Genomic DNA, 26,244 nt, shown 5'->3' with positions numbered 1-26,244 from the left:
CGTTCCGACGAAGCTTGAGGCAAACTCCTAGATACTGCAACACATTTTTGGCACTTGCGGAAAGGGCGCGAAGATGGACCCAAAAATCGCACTTCCGTGGTTTGCGCCTCTGCTTTGCGGGGCCTTGATACCCATCCATGCCGGAATGAACGCAGAGCTCAGCCGCGCGGCTGGTCACCCGCTCTGGGCAACCCTGTTGTCATTTGGAATTTCATTCGTTTGCCTGATGGCCGGGGTCGCTTGGCTCCGTCCGACATTGCCAAGTTTCTCTTCTCTATATGCGGCTCCTCCCTGGGCGTGGGTAGGAGGTGTGATCGGTGTCATTTATGTGATGGCGACCATGGTTCTGATCCCACGCTTTGGGGCCGCCGCTTTTATTGCCGCTGTTGTCGCAGGACAAATGACGATGGCACTCATCCTGGACCAGAACGGGCTTCTTGGAAACGCTCCTCGACCAGCAGACTTCTATCGCATCATTGGTGCTGTGCTGTCGATTTCGGGTGTCCTTATCATGCAGTTTGGAAAAGCGACATAAGCCAAGCCATCACTTACAGAACAAGCCTCCTGTAAAGGGAACAACAAAAGGTAATGAGATCATGTCTGACACGAATAACATACCCAGCTTTGGCGCGATGCTGCGCGATGCCCTCGGAGATGCAATCATCGCAGAAGCAGGCGAAAACTTCCTGGACATGTGTGACGAAGGCATCGTTTTCGAGTTCCCGTTTTCGCCAGAAGGCTCGGTGCGAGAACTCCGCGGCCGAGACACGATTGCCGCCTATCTGCCAATAGCTGGGGGCCTCATCAGCTTTGAATCCATGAGCCCGGCAGTCACCCATGTTGCCAAAGACGGAGAAATCTTTGTTTTGGAGTTCTCTTGCAAAGGTAAAGGCGAGGCCGGGCGCTACGACCAGAATTACATCTCGGTCATCGAGGTCCAAAACAGACGTATCACGCGCTATCGCGACTACTGGAACCCTCTGGTTCTGCTGAACGCTGTCGGCGGTGTCGAAGTTCTTAAATCCAAACTGGGAGGCTTTACTGATGACTAGTTCCATTCTTGTCACTGGCGGCACCGGAAAAACGGGAATCCGCGTCGTTAAACAGCTACGTGCAAAAGGGCTGGCCCCCAGCGTGGGAACGCGCAGCCCTCAGAACAAAAACGACGTGCGCTTCGACTGGAGCGATCCGTCTACGTTCACGGATGCTTTCGAAGGCGTCAGGGCTGTTTACCTCGTAGCACCCACAGACACCGTGGATTCACTGGGAGCAATGCAGCCCGGGCTTGAGGCGGCACTTGCCACGGGCGTCCAACGCTTCGTGCTACTCAGCGCCTCTTCTTTGGAAGAAGGCGGACCCATGATGGGCGCAGTCCACGCTTGGCTGCGCTCCAACGCTCCAGAATGGGCCGTTTTGCGTCCAACCTGGTTCATGCAGAACTTCTCAGAGCTTCATCACCGTGATCCTATTCGCGATGAGTCTGCCATCTACACAGCGACAGATGACGGCCGAGTTAGCTTTATCGATGCTGGCGATATAGCAGCCTGTACAATGGTGCTGCTGGTCACTCCGTCAGTCAAAAACACTGACTATATACTCACTGGCCCAGAAGCGATTTCTTATGATGTCGTTGCCGAAACACTGAGCAATCAATTGGGGCGGAAGATCACCCATCATCGCCTAACCGTCGATGAACTGGCAAAGCGCCATCAAAGCCTCGGATTGCCGGAAGAATACGCAAGAACTCTGGCGGCCATGGACGGTGTAATTGCGGGCGGGTCAGAGGATCGTGTCACTGACAGTTTGCTGAAGCTGACTGGATCACGACCAACCTCTATCGATCAGTTCGTTCAGCAAAACATGGACGCATGGACGCAGAGAAAAGACATAAAGATGCGAGTGGCTGAGACAGCGAACATGTGAGATGAGTGTATCGTTAGCTGACTTTGCCTTGGCCTCGGGGACGGCAGCAATGTTGCGCATGTCGAAGATTACAAAGCACGGCGATGAATGTCCGCTTTGGGCTGGAAGCGACAGCCCTCAAGCTTCACGGGGGCCACGACCATGGCATGGGACCAACCAAAATCTGCACTGTGCGAAATTAGCTTTGAATTCGAAGTTCAATGGGTGACTATTGCGCCCAAGGTTTTGGGCCAAAGATGCAAATCTTTAGACAAAATGCAAAGCTTTGGGCGCACTTACAGAGACTGTAGGTCTGCGCATAACGCTGCGTTCCAGTCATTGATTTCATTCATGAAATTCAAGTGTGCCCGCCCATAACTTTGCGCGACGTTTGCGCATAATTTCGCACGATTTTCCCAAAAGTTTGCACACTCCGCCAGGGTGACCGATTACATCCTTCCGAAAGTCTCTTTGAGTTCTGCGACTTTTTCAGCCTCCAGTAGACGGGTTGGCAGGCCTCGCAAAGCCACTAGCAGCTTGGCCGTCTCTTCCAACTCTTCTGCTGCACAGACAGACGAGAAGAGGTCCTTTCCTGAAACGACTGGGCCGTGATTAGCCAACAGAACCGCACTATACTTGCCGCCCAATTCGCGGATCAAATCACCAGATTTCGGGTCACCCGGCTTGACGTATGGAACCAGTTTGACCGTACCGACGCGCATCACTACGTATGGTGTAAGCGGTGGAATACAGTCGTCTGGATCGGTGTCTTCCAGGCAGGACAGAGCAGTGGCCCAGGTCGAATGCAGATGAACCACGGCGCCCGCTTCTGGTCTCGTCTCATAGAAGGCTTGATGCAGAAAAACCTCTTTGGTCGGCTTGTCTCCCGAGACGTGGTTGCCATCCAAATCAATCTTGGCGATGCGCTCGGGGTCGATATCGCCCAAGGTGGAATTCGTTGGCGTCATGAGGATTCCGTCATGTAAACGCGCGGAGACATTGCCCGCAGTGCCAACGGAAAAGCCGCGCGTAAACAGTGAGGCACACAGCTCCGACATCTGCTGTCGTAATGCCTGCTCTTCAGAACTCATCTGCCGGCCTCCATCATTCTGAGGGCTTTCGCAAAGAAGTCCGGAGCGCCAAAGTTTCCAGACTTAAGAGCCAGCGCAATGGGTTCAGTTTTTCCAACGCTCAGAACTGGAACGCCCGGGTCAATTTCTGGCCCAATTGACATGGCAGGTGACCCGAGTGCCTCAGAGACAGCCTTGGCAACAGCTCCCGACGTCTCTCCTCCGGCCACGACAAGGCGCTTGTACCCCGTTTCGGCAAGTGCTCGTGCTGTATCTGCAAAGAGATTGTCCAGCCTGTCCGCTACAGCTTCCTGACCGAATTGACTTTGGATCGCGCGCACCTCTTCCGGGCTTCCTGATGAAAACGCGAGAGGGGCCTCACCTGAATGCGCTTTAAAGAAATCCAGAAGCGTTTGCGTGGTCACATCCCCGGACATGACACCCGGAACATCAATGGCGAAGGTTGGATGGGATTTCGCATGAACATCGATCTGCCCGCGGGTCGCACCTGAACAAGAACCCGCAAGGATCGCGGCAGGCCCTGCGATACCAGTGAACGCACTGCCAGCACTTTTGGATGAAGTCTCTCTCAGGAAGTTTCTGGGTAGCCCCAGCGCTATCCCGGATCCCCCTGTAATGAGCTTGGCATCCTTTAGAGCCTCGCCCCAGGCCAACAAATCTTCATCCGAAATCGCATCGCCAATCACAAATCGTTCGTCGGCTTTCTGCAAAGCATCAGCAATCGCCTTTGAACTTTGCTTCACAGTGTCAATTGGCACCAACCCAACCGCTTCTTCAGTCTGATACTGCAACCATCGCCTGATATTGGCATCCGTCATCGGAGTAAGAGGGTGATTTTCCATCCCAGACTCGTGCAATAGCTTGCCGAGCACAAAAAGATGGCCGTGATAGATGGTACGCCCCGTGGTGGGAAAGGCCGGACAGAAAACCACCTTCTGCGCGTCCAGTTCGTTGGCAAGCGCTTCCGCGACCGGGCCGATGTTTCCTTCATTAGTGGAATCGAATGTCGAGCAGTATTTAAAAATGAACTGCTGGCATCCTTGATCCTTAAGCCACCGCAGAGCTTGCAAGCTGTCCGCTACGGCTTCCTCAATAGGTGCGGTGCGGCTCTTAAGTGAGATCACACCCGCTTCGATCTCTTTGTCGGCTGGGGTAGTTGGAATACCCGGAAACTGAGCCGTTCGTAATCCACCTTCCGGCTCAACACCTTTCGCCAAGGTGTTTGCGACATCACTTGCACCAGTAAAATCGTCCGCTATGACGCCGATTTTCATAGTTCAATGTCCCGCGTCGGCCCTGGATCCAGCCTATGGATATGCGGTGCCGCGCCCACGGGAAATACCTCACGCACAAGTGGATCATGGCCGGGCACGATAAGCCTAGAATGCGAAGCCAACCTCTCAAGTGTCTCGAAACCATCCATCATGTCTTGCAGGTCGACGACGATAGGAAAGGCTTTGCGTGCCATGAAATTCTCGTAATAGTGCGAGGCGTCAGACGCGAGTACCATCCACCCGGCCGCCGTTCTTACGCGAACGCATTGCAACCCGCGCGAATGCCCTCCGATGCAGTGCACAGTTACCCCATCTGCAATCTCGGCTTCTCCATCGTAGAACACCACCTTGCCTGAATAGAGACGCTTTACGACCTCGCAGACATGGCCAGCCGTGAAAGGCGCACGCAGGTGATCCTGGCACATGCATGGACCTGTGGCGAAGGCCATTTCCGCCGACTGCATGTGCAATTTCGCGTTAGGGAACAAATGCAGCCCCCCTGCATGGTCATAATGAAGGTGGGTCACGATGACCTCAGTCACCGCTTCTGGCATAATGTCTAAAGGGCTTAGAGCCTCGCGAGGGTCCATCGCGATGGGACGACCACGTGCGGCGGCCTCAACGGAGTCATAGCCGGTATCGACTAGAATGACTTTGTTACCGCGTTTGAGCACCCAAACGAAATAATCCATCGCGTGAGGAGCGTCATGATTATCATCGACAATGAAGCTATCGGCTCGCGTCCGGGCGTTGCGATCCGCGTATTTCACTGCATGGATTTCCCAATCGTTCATCGGATGACCTCGGAGTATTGGTGAACCACCTTGGTGGCGATCATATCAGCCACTGCCGTATCAAAGGACTGAAAATGCGCGCTTTCTAGGTGGGCAGAGAACGCCACGCTGTCATCATAAACCTCATAGAGAAAAACTGTCTCGGGATCGTCGCCGAGGCAAACGTCAAACTGATGGCATCCGGGTTCTTCACGCAAAGAAGTTGAAGCGTTTTCGACCATCAGCGGCAAGAAAGCGCCTCTCTTACCGGGTTTGAGAGTGAAAGTGACAGTGACTACAAACATCAGACAGAAAGTCCTTTCAAACGTGAGAAAGCGCGCTTTGCGACGGGCAGTTGGCTGAGGATCAGACCAATGTTGAGCACCAGCAGAATGGCCGCACCGGGTCGTGAAAAGAAGACCGAAAGATTCCCGTCCGACAAAAACAGCGACCGGCGGAAGGTTTCGTCAAACAGGCTGCCCAGAATAACCCCGATCACCAACGGCGCGATTGGGTATTTCATCAGGTTCATGAAATAGGCAACGGCACCGACGCCGAGCATCAGGTAGAGGTCATTGATGCCCCCACCAACGCTGAAAGACCCAATTGTTGTCAGAACCATAACGACGGGCAAAAAGATGGTCTGCGGGATGGCAAGGATTTTGATAAATACCCGAGCGGTGAAAAGCCCCATAAGAAACATTGTCAGGGATGCCAGAACCAGGATCGCAACCACGCGCAGAATGATCTCGGGATCAATCGTCGGACCCGGAATCACGTTGTTGATCTTGAAAGCCCCCATCAAAGCGGCGGCTGGTGGTGAGCCAGGAATGCCCAACACCAAAAGTGGGATTAGCGCGCCGCCAATACAGGCGTTATTTGCAGTCTCAGAGCACAGCAGACCTTCCAAAGAGCCTTTTCCAAACTTGTCGCCCTCGGCAGATACGGTCTTGCCGACACCGTAGCTGACCCAACCGGCGACATCTTCGCCGACGCCGGGAAGCGCACCGACGCCGGTTCCGATCACTCCAGAACGGCCAATAGTAGGCAGGTAGCGTCGAATAGAGCGAAGGTTCGGAAGGATTCGGCCCTTTAGGGCTAGAACATTCCCAGCCTCAACGTGCCTCAAACCGTCGATAATTTGGGGGATGGCAAAGGCACCCATCAATACTGGCACAACCTGAAATCCACTCATCAGGTAAGACCAGCCGAAGGTATAGCGCGGTTCAGACAACAGAGGGTCAAGCCCCACCATGGACATCGCAAGCCCGATCAAACCGGCGATCCATCCCTTAATCACCAGGTCTTCGCTCATCAAAGTGCCAGAAAGCAGAATGCCGAACAGGGCCAGCAATGCTTTCTCCGGGCTTGCGATATTCTTTGAAACCAAAAGCAGCGCCCAGACAAAAATCAAAAGCGTGATGGTTCCGATAACTGTGCCAATGAAACTGGCCGTCGTGGTCAGCCCTAGTGCTTCGCCCCCTCGACCCGCTTTGGCCAGAGGGTAGCCATCCATGGCCGTCGCCGCGCTGGCTGCCGTGCCCGGAATGTTCAGCAAAATAGACGGGTAAGAGCCGCCGTAAATCGCGCCGACATAGGCCCCGAGCAAAGCGATAAGCGAATAGTCCAATGGGATTTTGTTGCCGAAGAAACCCGTCAGGATCGTCACTGCTAGGGTTGCCGTAAGGCCTGGCAATGCGCCGAACGTGATGCCCAGGAACACGGAAGCGATCAAATAGAGATAGGTCAGCGGGTCTACTGCCAAGCCCACGAAGGCGGCCCCAAATCCAGCCAGTTGCGAAAGGATAAAGTCCATCCGGTCAATCTTTCCAAATCGGACGAAGCGTCACGTAGTAGTGGTATTCGATTTGCTTGAAGATCAGCCCGCCGCGCGCGGGCACGTTCTGCCGGAAAACAAAGGCCATCGCGCAAACAAGGATGAGCGGGGCAAGTATTGCCACCAATGGAACGAACCGCAAAACGCGTTCAGAAGCCGCTTTGGTCAACACCACTAGTGTTAACGCGACCCACAAGGCCAGTGTGAACCAATCATCACCGTGTGCATTCCAATCCGCCTGAGCAGGAAACACGGCGAACGCAAACAAACCGGCGATGACAACTGCGACACAGGCCACCAAAGCACGCCGCGCATGACCTCCGTAGTAGCCGTAAGTCAAAGCTGTAATCAGCAACCCAGAACACAGAATGAAGTCCACTCTGGGGACTAGTCCAACGACATATGCAAGAAGGATCAGGCCGATTGTTGATGCTCGATAGGCTTCCGACCTATCCCATCCGATCCCCAAAGCACTGAGCGCGTTTTGGGCTCCACCTGAGCGGATCGAAATAGCTAGCAAGACGAAGGACAACACAAGCAATCCACCGAAGATGAACAGCGGTACAATTGCAGCCGAGTTGTACCAGTCCGACCCACTGACACCTGCGCGGTTTTCACCCCAAAGGGGGATGTCCGACGTCTTCCAAAGGAAAAAGGTGGAAATTGCTATCAGACCAATCGATGCCCAGAAATCGCGCGCCCGCATGATCAGTGTATCGTCAGGTTTGTCCATTGCCTGCCTCTTGTCGGAAAGGGCGCGATTATGCGCGCCCTTTCAAATGTGATCGGATTATGGCTTCTCGATACCCAGCGACGCCGGATCGACGGTTGCGGCACCCAAATCTTGTAAGGTGTAGGCAAAGGTAGCTTCGAGGTTCGCAAACAGCTCTTGAGCTTCTTCGCCGTGTTGACCACCGACATCATAATTGTTTGCAGAGGCCCATTCAGCGACGGTGTCGGAGGCAATCGCTTGCTCGAAGGCATCACCAAGCGCGGCCTTTACGTCGTCCCCGGCTGAACTGTGAACTGCAAACCCGATGGCCTGCTTGAGTGGTAAATACTGATCGAGACCGTCATAGATGCCAAAGGCAGAAGGCACTGTTGCCCCTGCAATCTGCGCATCTTCGGGCGTCAACATCGCAAGCGGTTTAAGTTGACCGCCTTCGATCAACGGGGCCTGTTCAGCTAGAGAAGTCACAACCAACGCAACTTCACCCGCTATCGCTGCTTCCTGCCCTGGCGCTGAGCCTTTGTATGGAACAAACTTGAATTCTGCACCGGACCCTTTTTCGATGGCCAGAAGGTTCAAGTGGTGGATCGAACCTGCGCCGGAAGCTGCCGCTGGAATGGTGCCAGGAGCAGCTTTCGCAGCGTCAACCAGTTCTTCCAGAGTATTGTAAGGGCTGTCCGCCGGAACCGAGATCAGATCAGGTGATCCGCCAACAATGAACGGATACCAAAAATCAAATTTCTTATCCCAACCACCTTGCACAGCAGCGGTGACGTTCGATTCAGACAGACCAACTAATGTATAACCATCGTCTGGTTGGTTCATGACATAGACCATCCCGTTGGAGCCTGCGACACCACCTGTTTGATTGATCACATTGATCGAGACCGGAAGGTGTTTTTCCATCTCGGCCATAATCATTCGGTTGATCGTATCCGTACCTCCTCCGGCCCCCCAGACCACAGCTGTGGTGATATCACGATAGGGATAATCCTGCGCAACAGCTGCCCCTGCAATCCCGGTCGCCATCGCGGCTGCGGCCGCCAACCGCCCTAGCTTTAGTTTCATTTCCAAGTCCTCCCAAACAACTTTGCGTTTATTATTGCATTTATTTGCGTATACATTAAAGAATGCGTTGTCAACGGACTGTAGTGAAAGCTGCTATCGCGCTATGAATGCGAAACGGGAAGGATGCGGGCTAAGATGAAGAAAAATTATGATGTGGCAGTGTTCCACGGGGACGGAATCGGCCCGGAAATTATGGCCCCTACGCTTGAAATACTGCACCAGCTTTCGCGCAGCAGTCCTTCATACGAACTGGTGTTTACAGACGCTCCGGCGGGCGCAGGCCACTACGCCAAAACTGGAGAATCGTTTCCGGCTGGGTCACTCGAAACTGCACGCAACGCCGACGCGATTCTGCTATCTGCAATGGGTTTGCCGGACGTTCGCTACCCTGACGGAACCGAGATTTCACCGCAGATCGATCTGCGAAAGCAACTGGGACTTTTCGCCGGTGTACGGCCAGTTAAGGTAAGCAGCGGACAAATGACCCCCTTGGCGCTGCCCACCGGAAAAGAGATCGACTTTGTCTTGATACGCGAGAGCACAGAAGGACTGTTCTTCACCCAAGGCACTGGCGAAGTTACCGAACACGAAGCACGTGAAACTCTGCTGATCACTCGTGAGGTGTCCGAAAAACTGTTCCGTTTCGCGTTTGAACTCGCCCAGAACCGCAAAAGAACCGGGCGCGGTCGGGGTCGAGTTACATGTGTCGACAAAGCTAATGTGTTCCGCGCTTTTGCGTTCTTCAGATCGATGTTTGATACAGAAGCTGCACACCATCCCGAATTGCAGGCAGACCATGCCTATGTTGATGCCACCGCTCTATGGATGGTTCAAAAGCCTTGGGAATTCGATGTATTGGTGACTGAGAACATGTTCGGAGACATCCTCTCCGACCTTGGCGCGGGTCTCATGGGTGGTCTTGGACTGGCTCCGTCGGCGGATATCGGGTTGAAGCACGCTGTATTCCAACCCTGCCATGGTTCCGCTCCGGACATTGCGGGACGGGGTATTGCCAATCCTTTTGCGATGATCCTGTCCGCAGCAATGATGCTTGAATGGTTGGGGTTGACCCATGATCATCCAGACCTGTCCAACGACGGCGAACGGTTGAGCGAAGCCGTGGAAAAGGTGACTGCGAACGGACAGAACCTGACGTGTGACTTAGGTGGCACCGCCGGAACGCAGGACGCAGCCGCGTCGGTATTGGAAGCATTGCGGGCATGAAAACTCAACAAGCCATCAGGGTCGCGTGTGTGGGTGCGGGGTACTTCAGCAGGTTCCACTACGAAAGCTGGTCCCGAATGCCCGGAGCGGTTCCGATTGCATCCTGCAACCGTGATATCAACAAGGCGAAGGAAACAGGACTGGCCGCTTACGACGATTTGTCAAAAATGCTGGAGGCGGAAGAACCGGATCTCGTGGACATCATCCTTCCACCTGTGGCGCAGGCCGCCGCCATCCGAACGGCACTGCGGTTTGGTATCAAGTGGCTGATCTGCCAAAAACCTTTCTGCATGTCATTGGATGAAGCTAAGAAGATCGTTTCGGAGGCTGAAGCATTAGGCGCAACTATTGTCGTGCATGAGAATTTTCGCTTTCAGCCCTGGTATCGTGCGATCAAGGTAGCGATGACCGAGGGTCGAATTGGAACACCTCTACAAGCGACTTTCCGACTTCGACCCGGTGACGGACAGGGACCAAGCGCCTACCTAGACCGGCAGCCGTACTTTCAGGATATGCCACGTTTCCTCGTTCATGAAACAGCGGTTCACTGGGTAGACACATTCCGATTTTTATTCGATGCGCCCAGCGCAGTTTATGCGGACTTGCGTCAAGTTAACCCCGTTATCGCGGGCGAGGATGCAGGTTACATCCTGTTTGACCACCCCAACGGTTTGAAAGCTCTGTTCGATGGGAACAGGTGCCTTGACCACAGCGCCGAAAACCTGCGTCAGACCATGGGCGAAGCTCTCGTCGAAGGAACAGATGGATCACTGGTTCTTAACGGCGACGGGTCAGTAGAACTCCGCGTTTTTGGAAAACAGGAGCGGCAGCAGATTCTACCTCCAAGCGATCACGATGGGTTTGGAGGAGACTGCGTCCACGCCTTGCAAAGTCACGTCGTTTCAGGCCTTGTAAAGGGCACGCCGCTGGAAAACACGGCCCGAGATTATCTGGACGTGATCCGCATTGAAGAGAAGATCTATCTTTCGGCTGCGGACGGACGAAAAATCAACCTGGAGACGCCGTGAAGGATCAGGACGCAAAAACTCTTTCCAATACGCAGCGCGCTGTAAGGGACTTGCGGCGGATGATCCTGTCCGGCGAACTTGCGGCTGGGACAGACCATCTGGAGTCGGAACTCGCCGAAACTCTGGGCATGTCCCGCACCCCGATACGGGAAGCTGCGTTGATGTTGGAAAGTAAAGGGTTGCTGGAAATGCGGCCCCGCAAGGGCGTGCGGATACTACCTGTTTCATCAGATGATATGCGTGAAATTTACGACATACTGACGGAACTCGAGAGCCTCGCAGCGCAGCGCGCTGCCGAAGCGGGTTATTCCGAAGATGAACTGGCGGTACTTGCTGGATCAATTGCAAAGATGGACCAAGCCATCGAAGCCGGAGACCTTGAAGCCTGGGCCGAGGCCGACGAGTTGTTTCATCAGGAGCTCGTTCGGTTGGGCGGCAACAAACGGGTCGAAGCGATTGTCGCCATGATGAGCGACCAGGTGCGTCGCGCGCGCGCAACGACGTTGTTCATCAGGCCCCTGCCCGTCAAATCCAATGAAGATCACCGGGTTGTTTTTCAAGCGATTAGTGAAGGTCGTCCAGATGCCGCCCGCGAACGTCATCGAGAACACAGGCTGCAAGCGCAGGCTATGCTTTGCGGGATACTCGAAAAGCATCGGCTCAACAGCCTCTGATCTTCTCGTGTCCGGTCGTTAATCAACTAAAATAACTGCCAATTTTCGACAACAAAGGCGCTCCGAATACTTGTCGCCCACGGCAGTCCACGGTTGCGTCCGGCTGTTCTGATTTTCTTTTTTCAAATCACTCAACCAATCACTGCATCGTTTGGGGTTGATGTGGTCCGAATTCGTATTAAATTAGTACGATATCGCACTATTGGAGAGTCAAGATGCCAAACCGAAGACGTTTTCTCAAGATTCTAGGCGGAGGCACAATACTGGCGGCAACCGGTGCGGTTGCGTTTCTCGCTACACGCACGCCGCATGACGCGCTGGCTCCGTGGACGCCAAAACCGTATGACGACCCACGCAAAGTTGCTTTGTCCTATGCAATTCTCGCCCCCAATCCGCACAACTTGCAACCTTGGCTGGTCGAGTTGGTTGGGCAAGACAGGGTGCGCATCCACCGTGATACAGATCGCGAGCTTCCGGAGACCGATCCTTACCACCGCCAGCTCTATATTGGCCTCGGCGCCTTTGTTGAGACGATGGTCCTGGCGGCAGGTGCTCTCGGGTTCGATACCGAGGTCAAGTTACTGCCAGATGGGGATGACGGGCCCATCGCAGAAGCAGTGTTTGTGCCGGGCGGGACATCCGATCCACTATCAGATCAAATCCTCAACCGACATTCAAACAAAGAACCGTACACTGAACAGCGGCTGTCCGAGGCGGAAGTGTCGGCCCTTGAAAACTACGCCACTCTGATTACCAGTGAAGATTTGGTGGCCCGTATTCGAGACCTCACGACACGCGCCTTTGAAATCGAAATGCGAACGCCGCAGACCCTGAAAGAATCCGTCGACCTGATGCGGATCGGGAAAGCAGAAATCATTGCCAACCCAGACGGGATTGAATTGCGCGATCCCATGCTGGAAACGCTGCGACTTACCGGCCTATTGGACAATGAGACCCTGATGAACGTTGACCACCCAGGCACTCAGTCACACATGCAAGGCTACTTCGCAATGCTGGACGCGACGCCGCAATACGCAGTCCTCACGACAGCCACAAATACGCGAAGCGATCAACTCAATGCCGGGCGTCGATTGATGCGTTTTTACCTGAAGACAACCGAAATGGGCCTGGGCGTTCATCCGGTCAGTCAGGCGCTTCAGGAATATCCCGAGATGGCCGATGAATACGCTCTGGCGCATGAGCTTCTTGCGCCAACAGGGCACACAGTGCAAATGTTGCTGCGTTTGGGGTATGGACCCGAACCAATTGCCACACCCCGCTGGCCGCTGGAGACACGAATTCTGAATGAAGCCTGAGGATGAGACCAACGAAGTCTACCGGTTCTTCACCGAGGTCGGGATCATCAATCAGTTGATCTCGACCAAGCTTGAAGCGTTCTTACCTGGTCGAATGACAGCGACTCAATTTGGAATTTTGGGCCATCTGGTACGGCGTCCCGAGGGTGAAACCCCACTGCAACTCTCGAACGCGTTTCAGGTGCCCAAAACTTCGATGACGCATATGCTCGCCAGCCTTGAAAATAACACCTTGATCACTCTTGAGACCAACCCAGATGACAAGCGTTCTAAAATTGCCCGGTCGACGCCGCAAGGCGCTGAGTTTTTGGAAACGTGTATGGATCGGATGTCGACAGCCCTCGGTCCGGTGATGTCCGAACTCGGGCCTGAGCCGTTTCATGAAACGCTGCCTAATCTGACGCTCATACGCGAAACTTTGGACAGCGAGCGCGACTAGCGGAAACCTGCGTCGACCCAAGCAAACAGAAAAGCTCTCAGAACATCATGCAATCCGCGCCCGGCGGCAGCGGCGGTGATCCTTCAGGCAATGTAGGCGTATAGTCAAATGTCACAATCTTCGCGCCGCCATCGAATGCCACGAACAGTTGGTTGGATCCCGGCCTAATGGCGATGCCTTCTGGGTCGGTTCCGAACTCCAACAAACTTTGCTGGGCGAGCAGTTGGCCATCTCCCGTGAACTCATACAGGCTGTTTGACCCTTCCCAGTCATCAACAATCAACATGTATCCGGTACGCGGATCAATCGCGATGCCCTGCGCCTCGCTCAAGGGCGGAGAGAGCTTCATGGTATCCAACCTCGCCGCCAGAGTGCCCTCGGTGGTGAACCTGGACAACCGTTCAGGGTCATCCTCGACAGTCACGATCTGTCCCGCGGCGTTGATTGCAATTCCTTCCGTATCCGCGAACCCACCTTCCAATTCGAAAGGCGCTCCCAGGGGTGATCCATCCTTGGTGACACGTTGAAGACTGCCGAGACCATCACCCAGCAACAAGTGATCCCCTTCAACAGCAATTGCTTTGATCCGAAAGAGATCGCTGGATATTCGGCGCAACTCATCCCCTTGCAATGTAACGAGAATTGCTTCGGGCCCCTCGTTGGCAATCCACAAGCCACAAAACGTTGGATCGTAGTCAAGGCTTGCAGGTTGGTTGAGCTCGTAGCGCCCAGTTTCGCGAAGCTCCAACGCCGTGGCCGGAGAAGCCCCAGCACAGATCAGTAAGGCTATGGTTCTTGCAAACACTCAGGATGCTCCCAGAAAGGTATGTTGTTTTTACCTGATTATTGCGCCCCTTCAGTGAGAAAGAACAGCTCAATGGGCCGAGCAAGGCCACGTATTTGGTGATCCCCACAGCTAACGAACATGTTCGGTGCAGCACTTGCAACGGCTAACGTCGCCAACACTCTCTGACCAATTGATTTTGTTAAGTTTTCAATTCGGCTTGCGACGTTCACCGCACCGCCCAAAACCGTAAAATCAAGCCTGCCGGGGCTGCCGATGTTACCGTAGCTGACCTGCCCAACGTTGATCCCAATTCCAATGTCCAAGGGCGGTTTTTGGAACTCGTCTCGTCTAGTATTGAGAGCTTTCAAACCTCTCAGCACACTCTGCGCTGCAAGAGCCGCCATTCTGCAACGGTCGGCATGGTTTTTTTGAGATTCAATAGTGAAGATCGACAGGATGCCATCACCCATGAACTTGAGGACGTCTCCACCGTTGTCTTCTACGGCTTTGACCACCAGATCAAAATAGTCGCTGAGCGTGTCGAAGACTTCTTCTTCCGTAGAGGTTTCGGAAAGTGCCGTAAAGCCTCGCAGATCAGAGAACATAACCACGGCATCCAGAGTTGTTCGCTCACCGCGCTTGATGTTACCGCTCCAGACTGCCTCGGAAGGCCCATCTCCTAAATAGGTTCGAAGTAGACCTTTAGACGATTTTCGCATCGTCACAGGTTCCAGAGCCGAAGAAAGGGCCGGTAAGACCGCTTCAATCAGCCTTAAATGTTCCGGCGAGAATCCATCCGGCGCCTGTGTAACGAACGTACAACCATGCAGCGATCCATCACCGTAATAAAGCAAAGTAGCGTAGTAGTCGGTGCCGCCTTGCTCTGCAAATTCCAAATAGGATGAATGCTCTGTTTCTGAGTCCAGTTGCTGGAGACTTTTGTGAAGCGGCTTTCTATTCGCCAGAATATATTCGAATGAGCTCCCAACATAACCATCCGTCAACGTCGTCTCATGTGTGACATCGTAGCTGTCGGTGCCGTTGGGCGTCCAAACCACGCCCCAAGCAATAAGCAGTGGATTGGCAAAGCGCTGGCCAATGTTTACTCGCCACAGCGGAACTCCGGCTTCGACCAAGGAGGAACAAAACTGTGACACCACCTTTACGGGATCGCCGGAGCGACGACCTTCTGTAATCATCCATTCGGTTAGTCGAGTGACTTCTTCCATGGACCCAAGTTAGTCGCATGGAAACGATCAGCAAAGACTATTGGATTGGCAACGTCGCTTGTTTTTTTGAGTCGCCTGATCTGGCTGGTTCAACGAAGATTGGAGCGCTGCGCCCGGGCGACCTTCAGTAGAAACCAATCTCGCTGACATCTACGTTGGCCTCATGATCGCGCCCGAAGGCTACAACCCCAACTGAGGTTATTGCGTCCGCAACGGGAATAGCGCGCAACATGGCACCTGAAGCTTTGAAGCCTGACAGAGGCAAATAGACTTCGGCCCACTCGTCAGAAGTTGCGAACTCGGCCTGATAGTATTGCCATGGAAGCACGGTGCCACTTGTCCTGAGGTGGACGAAGTATTGTTCGCCGTTGCCCCGGACCAATAGCCTGACACCTGATACACCCGTATCTGGCCGATCAGGCAACTTGCGTCGGAACTGGATGAAGCCGCCGTTGTTTTCTGTACTCACGGTTCCGGTCAACCGCGCGAATGCAACATCACCTTCCGAATGAAACTGCACCTGCCCTGAAGAGACCCCTCCCATGACGGTGTCGGCAATGTAGTCCCAACGAGTCTCCGGAGACTCGGAGAAGTCCTCAGCAAGATTTCCATCAGCCTGCGCCATTGTAGATCCGATGATAAATAGCCCTGAAACAAGCCCAACGAAGTTGCCACGCATATTGTTCTTCCTCAGTTCAATATCGCAATGGAAAGGTTAAGCGCCGTGGCAAATGCGACCCATGCTAAGTACAGCAGGAAGGCCAGTGCGGAAACCTGATCCGAATTCCTGACCCGAGCGATGAACATGACGATGACAACCAACAACGCGACAATGACCACAAGGGCAAACCACGGCTGTTGCAGTACGAAAAAGGTTGGAGACCACAAAAAGTTCAGACCCATCTGCGCCCACCACAGCTTCATTGCGGTCGAACTTCGGTCTGTTTCAAACTGACGCCAACCCGTCACAGCAATCAAGACATAGAGCACCGTCCAAACTGGGCCAAAAACCCAATTTGGTGGGTTGAAGGCGGGTTTAGAAAGCTGCCCATACCAATCGCCGGGTGCGGTCAATATCCCGATCAGGATGCCGCCTCCCATCACGAGGGCAAGAAATGCTATGCGGACCATCCAGTTCGACATTGTAAGGCAGCTTTCAGCAGTCCTTGGTCGCTACGTTGACAACTGCGTCGGAAGAGAAGGTTGCAGCTTTGGTCTCAACTGCGTCGGCATATGACACTGTTGCGCCTTCGATCTCGGACCCGGTTACGGTGATTTCGCGTTGCCCGATTGTATCATCAACATCGATGGTAAAGGCGAGTTTGTCCCCGACTGCGAGGGAGGCTATCTCAAGTTCAATTGTGTTTTGCCCGTCCACCACCAAAGGAAGTTGCCGCAGTGCATCAGCACCCTCAACGAATTCAAGCGGCTGGAATACCTCTACGCCTGCGCCACTTTCGGTGACATCGAAAATCAGGCGTCCGGCAGATTGCGACAAGTCAATTTTGAGGGTTGAGGCTTCTACTTCGCACGCTCCGACATTTGTCAGAACAAAACGGTCCTTGGGTGCACCTTCTATGAAGCGAATTTGTACACCAGCTTGAATCGAAGTAGCTGCGAAAAGTACGAGGCACACCGCAATAATTCTGGTCGGAAGCATTTTTTTCTCCTTTCGACAAGGTTCCTGACAAATACGCTCTGGCGGCTTTCTTGGATCAGACTTATGCCCTTTGACTATCGTGGTTCAGCCGACAGGACCTTTCAAAGTTCCATGCGCCGCTGTCAGAACGGTTAAGTCAAAACATGCCGTTTTCATTCTCGCTGTTTGCCGGAACCTCCTGAAGAACGTCCCAGTGCTCGACAACCTTCCCATCGACATCCAGGCGAAAAATATCGATGCCTGCGTACTCGAGACCATCGGGCCAGATTTGGTGGCAATGCAAAATAACGTGGTCGTCTTCAGCAAAGGCACGTTTGATATCCACACGCTTTCCCGGGTACTCGGCGGCCATGCGCTCAAAATACTCGACAAAAGCTTGCTTGCCGTCGCCAACATGTGGGTTGTGCTGCGTATAGGTTTCCCCAACAAAGGTCGCTATGGCCTCGGCAGGTCGACACTCGTTGAACATCATCTCGTAGAAAGCGATGACGTTTTTCTTGTTTGTTCCAAGGTCCGGCATGCTGATCTCCAAATCGACGTTTGTACCACCTAAAAATGTTGGTCCGCATAATTCTTGGAAGCAACCCGGCAAGGAACTCGACCACTAATCGGCAAGAGGCTACGCGCTTGATTTTGTGTTCCAACTATTTCGAGGTTTTGTCACTCACTCGCCTTCCTCGAAGTCTATGTGAATGTGATTTCCATCAGGATCGGCCACATGGATTTGGATCATTCGGGATCCCGGGACTTCGGATTTGCGATACTGGATCTGACACGAGATCAGTTTTTCTTCGAATGCTCTCAACCCTGTGGCTGAGAGCGCAAAATGCTCGAGCTTGAGCTTCACTTCGGAGCCGACATTAGGCATTCCTTCGTGACCCACAAGGTGAACCACGGCGTGATCACCCGCATACAACCAAGCTCCGGGAAACGGAAAATCAGGGCGGGCCCCGAGTTTTAAACCCAAGACCTCTTCATACCAAGTAACCATCTCAGGCAACTTAGTCGTTACGATATTCACATGATCCAGTCGCTCAATTCTCATCTAAAAACCCTCAAGCACGAGCTTTCCTTTGGCCATGCCGCTTTCAAGGATTGTATGCGCTTTCTTTAAGTTTGTAGCATTGATCCTACCAAGTGTATCGGTCGCTGTGGATCTGATCTTTCCGTCATCTATCAACCCCGCGACCTGATTCAGGATTTTGCTTTGACGGTTCATATCTCCAGTCCCAAAAAGCGACCGAGTGTACATGAACTCCCAATGCAATGAGATCGATTTAGGTTTGAACGGCGCGATGTCGAAGGTTTCAGGATCATCAATCAACCCAAAGCGACCTTGGGGCGTCATCACCTCTCCAGCTTGGGGCGCATAAAGCTGGGAATGGTTCGTGGAATAGATGAAATCTACGCTGTCGATACCGAGAGCCTCGAGTTGTGCGCTAAAAGGTTCCGCATGGTTGATGACATGGTGTGCGCCAAGCTCTCGAACCCAGTCTTGTGTCTCGGCCCGGGACGCAGTGGCAATCACCGTCAAGTCAGTGAGAGCCCGCGCCAATTGAATGGTGATTGACCCGACACCGCCTGCGCCACCAATAACCAGCAACGTCTTTGTTCCGCCGGGAACGGCATTTTGGACTCGCAAGCGGTCGAACAGCATCTCAAAAGCGGTGAGCGTCGTTAGCGGCATCGCCGCAGCCGCTTTCGCCGGTATGGACTTTGGCGCGGCTCCGACAATACGTTCATCCACCAGATGAAACTCGGCATTGGTTCCCGGTCGGTTTATTGCCCCGGCATACCAAACTGCATCTCCCGGACGGAAAGTCTCAACCGTTTCGCCAACTGCTTCGACGATCCCTACTGCGTCCCACCCCAGAATATCAGGTGCTGGGGCCGCAGGAGCACGTTTTTGCCGAATTTTCGTATCGACCGGGTTCACTGACACGGCCTGCACCTTCGCCAACAAGTCGCGCCCCTTAGGCGTCGGTTTATCGGCCTCAAAGTCGATTAAGGCGTCCGCCCGATCAATCGACCCTGTCTCACGGTATCCCACGGCTTTCATAACGTGCTCCTTTGTCCGGTTCTGTATCAACCGATGACTGTCATTTCATTCAGCGTGAATTCTGCAACGGCGCCTTCGGTTGCTTCCAGGTAAGCCGCAAGGTGCTGAGCACCCATGTGGGTTTGCCAAAGTTCTCGGCTTTCCCAGTTTTCGTAGAACACGAAATGAGCCGGGTTGTCGTTGTCCTGGTGCAGGTCGTAGTTAATGCAACCCTCTTCGGCACGGGTTATGTCGATGAGCTTGATAAGCTCACCCTTTACGAAGTCGATCTTGTCGGGGTTGGCTTTGATGTTGGCGAGGATTGTCAGCTTGGCCATTGGAATAGGTCCCTTGTGTTCTTGAGCGATGCGCAAGATTTACGCCGCAGTCTTTTCGGGATAAACGGGGTATAATCGAACATATAATCCGGAAATACCGTTTAATGCATTTAGACAATCTTCGCTTGTTTCTGACCATAGCCGAGAAAGGCAGTCTTGTGGCTGCGGCGCGCGACACAGGTATGTCGAGCACGACAGTGTCCGAGCGGCTCGCGGCTCTCGAGGCACATTACGGTGTGGTTTTGTTCAACCGCACAACCCGTTCTATTAGCCTGACCGAAGAAGGCCGGACACTAGCTGACGGAGCAAGAAGCGTACTCAGTGAGGTTGCGGACTTGGATACACTTGTTCGGCACGGCGCTGAAACTCTGTCTGGTCCAATTCGCATAAGTGCGCCGATTGACTTGGGACGGAGCATTGTCTCCAAGGTTATTGCCGAATTTACCGAAGAGAACCCTGACGTCTCAATCGAATTGTCCCTCTCAGACGGCTATGTCGACCTTGTGGGCCAGGGTTTCGACCTCGCCGTTCGCTTCGGAAACATTACAGACAGCTCGCTCAGGTTGCGAAATCTAGGAAGCTACCAACGTTTCGTATGTGCGTCCCCAAGTTATCTGGCCTCATTCGGAACGCCCGAAAAACCAGAAGATCTATTAATCCACAACTGCTTGGTCATGAGGTTTGGCGACATGATCGACAACGTTTGGGAGTTTGGATCAGGGCCAAATGCCCAGCGCGTATCGGTAAAGGGAAATCGAATAGTCAATGATGGTTCACTCATCCGCGATTGGGCGATTGCAGGCCATGGGGTCGTATTGAAGTCAGAGCTGGATGTAGGCGAAGATGTTCGATCTGGCAGACTTGTTTCTGTCTTGCGCGACTTCCTCCCACCACCGAAACCTTTGCAAATGATGTTTCCGCCTAGCCGAGCCCAACCACGTCGCATAACGGCCTTGGCCGAGCACTTGCGGCGCAAATTTGGTGTGAATTGAGGCCACAGGGGAAGAAACTAGACTGATATCAGCTAGGTTTGCTTAATGAATTTCAAAGTCGCCTGTGCTAGCTCTCTGCCAGCATCTTCTTGAATGAAATGCCCGGCTTTAGGCACAACGGTATGGTTTTGACCAACTGCCCCAGGGATCGACTTTTGGAACAGTTTGTCTACCCCCGCCATGACCCTGTCATCTTCTCCAAAAACGGTCAGAAACGGAGTGTCGAGGATCTTTAGGGTTTTCCATGCGGCTCGGTTGGCTTCAGAAGCTGGGTTGTCGGGTTTGTCGGGCACCAACATTGGAAACTGTCGAGCGCCCGCCAGATAGCGCGCATCCGGGAACGGTGCGTTGTAGGCTGCGACCTCTTCGTCTGAAATCTTGGATGTTGTACCGCCGAATACGATGCGGCCCGAATTAAATTCAGGCACGGATTGCGAGTATTCCCGCCATGAAAGAAACGCCTCACTCAAGGGCGCGTCACCAGTGGGCAAGGCCGTGTTTGCCACAATTACCCGAGAGAACCGCTCGGGCATACTCGCAACCAGCCGCAAGCCTATGAGCCCGCCCCAGTCCTGACAAACCAATGTGATGCCCATCGGGTCAACTTTCCGCAACCATTCGGACATCCAGTCTACATGACGTTGGTAGGTGTAATCGAACCGCTCAGTAGGCTTGTCCGACCGTCCGAACCCAATCAAATCAGGCGCCAGAACTCGGCGGCCCGCATCTTTGAATAATGGGATCATGTGCCGATACAGGAAACACCAGGTGGGCTCTCCGTGCATCAACAATACAGGCGGTACCTGTGTCGGCCCCTCGTCCAAATAGTGCATTCGGAGACGACCGCCTTCGGTATCATCCACATCAAGATAGTTCGGGCCGAATGCGAAATCTGGCAACCCGTCAAACCGATGGTCAGGTGTTCGAAGGAACTTCATCGTGAACTCTCCAAAATTGCTGACGGTCTTGGTCCAACAACAGTGATCGATAAAACTAAAACGGTCCAGTTCCAGCGTATACCGACTTCAGGTTTGGTTGAGTTGGACGCGTTACTTCGGTCCCTCGCGGAGGAGGCCCTTTTCGCAGACGTCTTGAATCTGCGCCAAAAAAAATGGTCTCAAAAACCTTATATTGTGAGTTCATCTGCACGGATCGCCGAGAGGCGACTCAGAAGAAAATCGCAAGCCCGGTCATTGAGACAACCAAGAAAAGGAGAGTCATAATTCCGCCCGAGCGAACAAAATCGACCACCCGGTAGCCTGCTGGGCCCATGATCAACGCGTTCACCTGGTGGGTTGGGATCAAAAATGAGTTGGACGTTGAAATTGCTACTGTGAGAGCAAATACAGCCGGGTTACCACCCGCCGATATGGCGATAGAAACCGCCAGCGGCACCAGCAGAACAGTTGCACCCACGTTCGACATGACCAGCGTGAACGCTGTCGCCAAAATGGCGATTCCTGCTTGCAAAGACCAGATCGGCCACCCCTTCAGTAGAGCCAACACATGCGCTGCAATCCAATCCGCAGTGCCGGTGTTCTGAACCGCCTGGCCCAACGGGATCAGCGAAGCGAGCAGAAAAACTGTGCTCCAACTGATCGACTCGTAGGCTTCATCAATCGAGAGCACCCGGCTCAAAACCATCCCAATAGCGCCGATCAACAGGCATAATGACAAGCGCAGATCGGAAAACAGGATTAAGCTCAACGCTATTAGGAAGAAAGCAAGCGCCCATCCGACCTTGTGTGGACGTAACTCTTCTTGGGGAAAATCCGAAGTAACGACGACAAAATCCCTGTCAGACTTCAGTCGTGTCAGACGGTCCCACTGCACGTGCACCACACACGTATCACCAGCCTGCAAAGGGACTTGCCCGATATGCGTGGCTGAATGATCCTCAGTTTCAACGTGGCTCAGTGTTTCCTCGCCGCGCTGAATGGCCAACAAAGACAAACCGTGTGTCTGACGGAGGCGCAGATCGATCGGGGTCTGGCCAATAACCGATGAACCGGGCGGAATAACAACTTCTGCCACCCCCGATTGGGTCGCGGCGAAATCATCCGCAAAGACGTCTAGTTGGGGTAGGATCTCTAGGCCGTAAGGCTCAGCGAACTGATGCTCAACCACACGGCGCAGGCCAAGCACTGCAAGCCGCGCTGGCGCTTCGATCTTGGTATCAGCCATCGGCGCGATGACCTTGTGGCCGCGATAGGATGTACCAAGAATGTAAATGTTATGGGCGACCATGACATCCGCGAGCGTTTGTCCAATCAAGATCGAGCCTTCTGGAACGCGAATCTCGAACATATCGGCCCTAAGCCCATAGGTGTTTTCTACATAGGTCTGCATCGACCGAGCTGAGCTTGCGTCTTCTCCACGCTCTCGCTGCGCTGGAAGGACCCAACGACCAAAGAGCACAAAGTAAAGCACCCCTGTCAGCACCAGCATCACGCCGATGGGCGTGACTGAAAACAACCCAAATGTCTCCATTTGTTGGTCAGCCGGAAGGGATGAGTTTGCTGAAACAATCAAGTCATTTAAAAGGATGAGGGGCGACGATCCGACTAATGTGATCGTACCACCCAGTATCGCACAAAACCCCATGGGCATCAGCAACCTACTCATCGGGATTTCTGTACGTGCTGAGATGCGGCTAACAACAGGCAGAAAAAGCGCAGCAGCTCCGACGTTCTGCATGAAAGAGCTGATGACACCAACCGTTGTTGAAATTATGGGGATTATCCGGGCCTCTGTCGTGCCACCATTCTTGAGGATCAAGGCCGCGACCTTTGACATAAGTCCAGTCTTATCAAGCCCAGCCCCAATTACCATCACTGCGATGATGGACATCACAGCGTTGGAGGAGAAACCTTCAAAGAGCTTGGATATATCGGCTAGATTATTTAACCCCGGTAGATAGCTCAGTGCGCCAAGCAAAACCATTACAAGAATTGCTGCAACATCGATCCGTATAATCTCGGTAACAAAAAGTAAGACCGTAAAAGACAATAGACTCAGTACGGCTATCATTTCGTACGTCAGTGTTGGTAATTCCATATCGTACTCCCAACCTGACGTTACCTGACTAGCGGCAAATACGAAGAACCAACTCTGCGCGGCAGATAAGTCCAAAATCTATCAGTCCGACTCACGCGGCTCGTTTTCTCGGACGTGGTATCTGCTGAAACCTGTAAGCAACCTTATCTGACTGGTCCAATTTGGCCGCTAGTGCATGTTTTTTTTCTCCTCTTAGGATCTCTATGATAAAATGAGCGGATGGAGTCTGATCAGATCATTTCAATCTTCGCCGTCGGCGTCGGTGTATTTGGTTTAGCAGTATGTTGGCTGACATGGCGATATCTGCCCGAAGAGCCGAAAGCGGCTACAGAGACTGTAGGTACGCTCATAACGCTGCATTGCTGTCATTGTATTCATTCAGAAAATTCGGCTGTGTTCGCCCATAACTCTGCGCAGTATTTTCGCATAAGCTTGCACGATTCGCCCATAAATTTGCGCGGTTCGAAAAACGCTCTCAATTGATGGCAGCTGTCGCGCACCTTCTTCAGCTTTAAAAGGCTACCTTTCAATCATAGGTGCATTTTGAGCAGCAAATTTCAACCCCTATCTGAAGGACGAAGCCCGTCAGCGCTTGTGGTAAATAGCGGAACTGGAATCCAGTTTCTGAAGCCCAAATACAGCGGAAGGCCGTGACGTGCATTCTATTCGATTTAGCCGAACGAGCCAAAAGCCGTCGTTTTCCTCGACAACGATTCTATGCCTGAATTGCGGAATTGAATTGTGCTTTGCCGATACCTGCTCAAGTTCTCATGTGCGGTTAGGCGATCCACCCAAAAGCATATCCCGCGGCGAGAGATCCCAAAATGGCAAGCAAAAGATAGAGCAAGAATGGCTTCAGTTTGAGAACCGGGGCGATGGCCATTGCGCCCCAGATACTGACCACACCACCTGAAACCAAAAAGGCCATGGCGGCACCTTCAGACATGCCGTTGTCAATCAGTCCGCGCGTTAGAGGGAGTGCGGCGTAGCCATCGATATAGGCTGGGGCGCCAACAAATACCGCAGCGGGTATGGCCCACCATTGATCCTCGCCTACGTAAGCCGCAAGCATTCCTGGGGTCAGAGCAGCATTCAACGCGTATTCGGCCGCAAAGGCAGGGATCAGGCAGATTGCGATAAGTCGTGCCGTCGCCCAGAATTGTTTGCTGAATGAATGCCGACGCGCTTGAGTTCTCCAAACCCTTGGATCGAAGGTTTGGTCATTGCCACATCGCGCAGCGCTCAATTGGCGTGCCAGACCATTGTTGCGAAGCGCATTCAATGCCCAAGGTGCTTTGGCAAACAAGCTAGTAACCGCCCCTCCGAACACACCCAATCCGAATGCTGCGAACGTTTTGCCAATTGCAAAGCTCAGTCCCAAAGTGGCAGCCGTCGTTGCGAGCATTGCAGGGTCTGTGATCGGGGATGACAGCCAAAACGCCATGATCGGGGCAAGCGGCACGCCAGCAGCCAACAACCCAGCCATCAATGGCAGTACTGTGACACCACAAACTGGCGTAATGGCCCCGATCAAAGATGCGGCCGCAACCGTCCGAAGAGTCTTGCCTTCGAACACGCCTGCAATGTGGGTGTCTGCTCCACTGGCGATAATCCAGGCCGCCAGAACGATGCCCGGGATAACTATCGGGGCAACGACAACGAGGCCCCAGAGAACAAATCTGGTGGCGTCCGCAATGTGTTCCGGCCAGACGAAACTGATGCTGATCAGCAGCAATAGGCACACGCCCCAGACCATGTAGGCCTTACCTGATTGCCGGCGGACAATTGTCTGATCGGTCATAGGATACTCCTTTGATCTTGAAAAATAGGAGATGAAAAGACATGTGTGAAACGAATAGTTTCAATCACTGATATTGGTGTTTCGAATGGAAAATCTGGATAGCGATTTGTTGCGCACCTTTGTTGCTGTTGCCGAAGCAGGCAGCGTCACGGATGGCGCCGCACGCATCTATAGGTCCCAATCCGCCACGAGCCTTCAAATCAAACGCCTCGAATCCATCCTCGGCCAACCCGTATTTGAGCGGCACGGGCGCGGAGTTACCCTAAGTGATGCGGGTCATCGGCTATTGCCTGTTGCTCAGGACGTGACCAACCGCCTCGACGTGGCATTGCGGGACATTTCCCAAACTGCCGTGACCGGAAAACTGCGCGTGGGCATTCCCGATGATCATGGCCGAGCTAAGCTGGCGCAAATTATCGCCGCGTTTACGCGTCACCATCCACAAGTCGAACTGGAGGTAACCTGCGCTATCAGTGCGAGGTTTCCCGAAGCGCTCGACAAAGGATCTCTGGACCTCGCAATCTATGAGGTGGAACGCCTAGGGAAACATGAGGAACTGTTGTACGAAGATCCAACATGCTGGGTCTCATCCGCGCATCGGGATTTCCGCGCAGAAAAAGTTCTGCCCGTTGCCTTGTTCGATCACGCCTGCTGGTGGCGCGATGCGGCAATCGCTTCTCTGGAGCGCCGTTCGAAACCATATCGCGTCATCTATTCAAGCCAAAGTGTTTCTGGCGTAATCGCGGCAGTAGAAGCTGGGATCGCGGCTGGTCTGCTGGGGCGTTCCTCACTTCATGCCAATCTGTCGATAGTGGGCGAGACCCTTGGCTTCAGCAGAACGCCGGCCTCGAAGCTAGTGATGGCGGCAGCCGGTTCACAGGAAACCGGGCCATTGGATGCCATGAAATCAGCTATCCGCTCTGCATTTCTAACTAAAATCTAGAAGACGTGCCTTTTGGCCAGCCGAGCGACCCACAAGCTCTTCT

Annotated in this window: 29 protein-coding genes; 10 read left to right on the top strand and 19 right to left on the bottom strand. The window is 53.4% G+C overall.

Translation table 11 applies throughout. The features are described from left to right. The first annotated feature begins 73 nt into the window (after nucleotides 1-73). The 3 genes from ACR0JB_RS15185 to ACR0JB_RS15175 all read left to right on the top strand — a co-directional run bounded on the left by ACR0JB_RS15185 (nucleotide 74) and on the right by ACR0JB_RS15175 (nucleotide 1,923). The gene (locus ACR0JB_RS15185) at nucleotides 74-535 is read left to right on the top strand and encodes a DMT family transporter (protein WP_170399926.1); all 462 of its coding nucleotides are present in this window, start codon (nucleotides 74-76) and stop codon (nucleotides 533-535) included. A gap of 61 nt (nucleotides 536-596) precedes the next feature. Next, a complete protein-coding gene (locus tag ACR0JB_RS15180) occupies nucleotides 597-1,052 on the top strand; it encodes a nuclear transport factor 2 family protein (RefSeq protein ID WP_170399924.1) in 456 nt (151 codons plus the stop codon). Next, complete coding sequence (locus ACR0JB_RS15175; protein ID WP_170399922.1) at nucleotides 1,045-1,923, top strand: ergot alkaloid biosynthesis protein; 879 nt, start codon at nucleotides 1,045-1,047, stop codon at nucleotides 1,921-1,923. The genes ACR0JB_RS15180 and ACR0JB_RS15175 overlap by 8 nt, the downstream gene beginning before the upstream one ends. 428 nt (nucleotides 1,924-2,351) lie before the next feature. On the opposite strand, the gene otnC is transcribed toward ACR0JB_RS15175, so the two are convergent. From otnC to ACR0JB_RS15140, 7 genes are read right to left on the bottom strand one after another with little or no spacing between them, the layout of a single operon-like run. Next, on the bottom strand, nucleotides 2,352-2,993 hold the full coding sequence (otnC, locus tag ACR0JB_RS15170) for a 3-oxo-tetronate 4-phosphate decarboxylase (protein WP_480644821.1): 642 nt from the start codon (nucleotides 2,991-2,993) through the stop codon (nucleotides 2,352-2,354). Beyond that, entirely contained in the window at nucleotides 2,990-4,267 is a 1,278-nt protein-coding gene (otnK, locus tag ACR0JB_RS15165; protein WP_480644823.1) for a 3-oxo-tetronate kinase, read from the bottom strand. The genes otnC and otnK overlap by 4 nt, the downstream gene beginning before the upstream one ends. Beyond that, the gene (locus ACR0JB_RS15160; RefSeq protein ID WP_480790046.1) at nucleotides 4,264-5,061 is read right to left on the bottom strand and encodes an N-acyl homoserine lactonase family protein; all 798 of its coding nucleotides are present in this window, start codon (nucleotides 5,059-5,061) and stop codon (nucleotides 4,264-4,266) included. Before ACR0JB_RS15160 ends, otnK begins: the two co-directional genes overlap by 4 nt. Next, a complete protein-coding gene (locus ACR0JB_RS15155) occupies nucleotides 5,058-5,345 on the bottom strand; it encodes a putative quinol monooxygenase (protein ID WP_480790045.1) in 288 nt (95 codons plus the stop codon). The genes ACR0JB_RS15160 and ACR0JB_RS15155 overlap by 4 nt, the downstream gene beginning before the upstream one ends. After that, nucleotides 5,345-6,856, bottom strand: a complete 1,512-nt coding sequence (locus ACR0JB_RS15150; RefSeq protein ID WP_480790044.1) for a tripartite tricarboxylate transporter permease — start codon at nucleotides 6,854-6,856, stop codon at nucleotides 5,345-5,347. Before ACR0JB_RS15150 ends, ACR0JB_RS15155 begins: the two co-directional genes overlap by 1 nt. A 4-nt stretch (nucleotides 6,857-6,860) precedes the next feature. Continuing rightward, entirely contained in the window at nucleotides 6,861-7,610 is a 750-nt protein-coding gene (locus ACR0JB_RS15145; protein ID WP_480790043.1) for a hypothetical protein, read from the bottom strand. 57 nt (nucleotides 7,611-7,667) lie between these two features. Then, nucleotides 7,668-8,675, bottom strand: a complete 1,008-nt coding sequence (locus ACR0JB_RS15140) for a Bug family tripartite tricarboxylate transporter substrate binding protein (protein WP_480644831.1) — start codon at nucleotides 8,673-8,675, stop codon at nucleotides 7,668-7,670. Nucleotides 8,676-8,810: 135 nt separating this feature from the next. On the opposite strand from ACR0JB_RS15140, the gene ACR0JB_RS15135 reads away from it, so the two are divergent. The 5 genes from ACR0JB_RS15135 to ACR0JB_RS15115 all read left to right on the top strand — a co-directional run bounded on the left by ACR0JB_RS15135 (nucleotide 8,811) and on the right by ACR0JB_RS15115 (nucleotide 13,356). Continuing rightward, on the top strand, nucleotides 8,811-9,899 hold the full coding sequence (locus tag ACR0JB_RS15135; protein WP_480790042.1) for an isocitrate/isopropylmalate dehydrogenase family protein: 1,089 nt from the start codon (nucleotides 8,811-8,813) through the stop codon (nucleotides 9,897-9,899). After that, nucleotides 9,896-10,927, top strand: a complete 1,032-nt coding sequence (locus tag ACR0JB_RS15130) for a Gfo/Idh/MocA family protein (protein WP_480790041.1) — start codon at nucleotides 9,896-9,898, stop codon at nucleotides 10,925-10,927. The genes ACR0JB_RS15135 and ACR0JB_RS15130 overlap by 4 nt, the downstream gene beginning before the upstream one ends. Further along, nucleotides 10,924-11,601, top strand: coding sequence for a GntR family transcriptional regulator (locus ACR0JB_RS15125; protein ID WP_480644837.1), 678 nt, complete (start codon nucleotides 10,924-10,926; stop codon nucleotides 11,599-11,601). The genes ACR0JB_RS15130 and ACR0JB_RS15125 overlap by 4 nt, the downstream gene beginning before the upstream one ends. Nucleotides 11,602-11,816: 215 nt before the next feature. After that, a complete protein-coding gene (locus ACR0JB_RS15120) occupies nucleotides 11,817-12,917 on the top strand; it encodes an Acg family FMN-binding oxidoreductase (protein ID WP_480790040.1) in 1,101 nt (366 codons plus the stop codon). Beyond that, nucleotides 12,907-13,356, top strand: a complete 450-nt coding sequence (locus ACR0JB_RS15115; protein WP_480692037.1) for a MarR family winged helix-turn-helix transcriptional regulator — start codon at nucleotides 12,907-12,909, stop codon at nucleotides 13,354-13,356. The genes ACR0JB_RS15120 and ACR0JB_RS15115 overlap by 11 nt, the downstream gene beginning before the upstream one ends. 37 nt (nucleotides 13,357-13,393) lie before the next feature. Here the strand turns inward: ACR0JB_RS15115 and ACR0JB_RS15110 are convergent, their stop codons facing one another. From ACR0JB_RS15110 to ACR0JB_RS15070, 9 genes are all read right to left on the bottom strand, one after another. Further along, complete coding sequence (locus tag ACR0JB_RS15110; protein WP_480790039.1) at nucleotides 13,394-14,104, bottom strand: hypothetical protein; 711 nt, start codon at nucleotides 14,102-14,104, stop codon at nucleotides 13,394-13,396. 95 nt (nucleotides 14,105-14,199) lie between these two features. Then, nucleotides 14,200-15,372, bottom strand: coding sequence for an adenylate/guanylate cyclase domain-containing protein (locus ACR0JB_RS15105; protein WP_480692033.1), 1,173 nt, complete (start codon nucleotides 15,370-15,372; stop codon nucleotides 14,200-14,202). Nucleotides 15,373-15,496: 124 nt separating this feature from the next. After that, nucleotides 15,497-16,051 (bottom strand): CIA30 family protein, encoded by a 555-nt coding sequence (locus tag ACR0JB_RS15100; protein WP_480790038.1) that lies wholly within the window; start codon nucleotides 16,049-16,051, stop codon nucleotides 15,497-15,499. 11 nt (nucleotides 16,052-16,062) lie between these two features. Continuing rightward, nucleotides 16,063-16,515 (bottom strand): TspO/MBR family protein, encoded by a 453-nt coding sequence (locus ACR0JB_RS15095; RefSeq protein ID WP_480790037.1) that lies wholly within the window; start codon nucleotides 16,513-16,515, stop codon nucleotides 16,063-16,065. A gap of 13 nt (nucleotides 16,516-16,528) precedes the next feature. Beyond that, nucleotides 16,529-17,032 carry an aggregation factor core gene (locus ACR0JB_RS15090; RefSeq protein ID WP_480790036.1) on the bottom strand — a complete coding sequence of 168 codons (504 nt, stop codon included), beginning with the start codon at nucleotides 17,030-17,032 and terminating at the stop codon, nucleotides 16,529-16,531. A 136-nt stretch (nucleotides 17,033-17,168) separates the two neighbouring features. Continuing rightward, nucleotides 17,169-17,552, bottom strand: a complete 384-nt coding sequence (locus ACR0JB_RS15085; protein ID WP_480790035.1) for a nuclear transport factor 2 family protein — start codon at nucleotides 17,550-17,552, stop codon at nucleotides 17,169-17,171. A gap of 144 nt (nucleotides 17,553-17,696) precedes the next feature. Beyond that, nucleotides 17,697-18,077: a VOC family protein gene (locus tag ACR0JB_RS15080; protein ID WP_480790034.1), complete on the bottom strand. Its 381-nt coding sequence runs from the start codon at nucleotides 18,075-18,077 to the stop codon at nucleotides 17,697-17,699. Beyond that, nucleotides 18,078-19,091, bottom strand: coding sequence for a zinc-binding alcohol dehydrogenase family protein (locus ACR0JB_RS15075; protein ID WP_480790033.1), 1,014 nt, complete (start codon nucleotides 19,089-19,091; stop codon nucleotides 18,078-18,080). Between the two features lie 26 nt (nucleotides 19,092-19,117). Continuing rightward, on the bottom strand, nucleotides 19,118-19,408 hold the full coding sequence (locus ACR0JB_RS15070; RefSeq protein WP_480790032.1) for a putative quinol monooxygenase: 291 nt from the start codon (nucleotides 19,406-19,408) through the stop codon (nucleotides 19,118-19,120). A gap of 104 nt (nucleotides 19,409-19,512) precedes the next feature. On the opposite strand from ACR0JB_RS15070, the gene ACR0JB_RS15065 reads away from it, so the two are divergent. Beyond that, nucleotides 19,513-20,400: a LysR family transcriptional regulator gene (locus ACR0JB_RS15065; protein ID WP_480790031.1), complete on the top strand. Its 888-nt coding sequence runs from the start codon at nucleotides 19,513-19,515 to the stop codon at nucleotides 20,398-20,400. Nucleotides 20,401-20,432: 32 nt separating this feature from the next. Here the strand turns inward: ACR0JB_RS15065 and ACR0JB_RS15060 are convergent, their stop codons facing one another. The 3 genes from ACR0JB_RS15060 to ACR0JB_RS15050 all read right to left on the bottom strand — a co-directional run bounded on the left by ACR0JB_RS15060 (nucleotide 20,433) and on the right by ACR0JB_RS15050 (nucleotide 25,258). Beyond that, complete coding sequence (locus tag ACR0JB_RS15060; RefSeq protein ID WP_170399896.1) at nucleotides 20,433-21,338, bottom strand: haloalkane dehalogenase; 906 nt, start codon at nucleotides 21,336-21,338, stop codon at nucleotides 20,433-20,435. A gap of 229 nt (nucleotides 21,339-21,567) precedes the next feature. Beyond that, the gene (locus ACR0JB_RS15055; protein ID WP_170399894.1) at nucleotides 21,568-23,457 is read right to left on the bottom strand and encodes an SLC13 family permease; all 1,890 of its coding nucleotides are present in this window, start codon (nucleotides 23,455-23,457) and stop codon (nucleotides 21,568-21,570) included. Between the two features lie 778 nt (nucleotides 23,458-24,235). After that, on the bottom strand, nucleotides 24,236-25,258 hold the full coding sequence (locus tag ACR0JB_RS15050) for a permease (protein WP_170399892.1): 1,023 nt from the start codon (nucleotides 25,256-25,258) through the stop codon (nucleotides 24,236-24,238). Between the two features lie 85 nt (nucleotides 25,259-25,343). Between ACR0JB_RS15050 and ACR0JB_RS15045 the strand changes: the two genes are divergently transcribed. Next, nucleotides 25,344-26,201 (top strand): LysR substrate-binding domain-containing protein, encoded by an 858-nt coding sequence (locus ACR0JB_RS15045; protein WP_170399890.1) that lies wholly within the window; start codon nucleotides 25,344-25,346, stop codon nucleotides 26,199-26,201. Nucleotides 26,202-26,244 lie beyond the last annotated feature (43 nt).

It is taken from the genome of Ruegeria sp. BI7 (assembly GCF_056537925.1).
The sequence above is the reverse complement of the archived record's forward strand: the minus strand, read 5'-3'. Positions and strand labels throughout refer to the sequence as shown.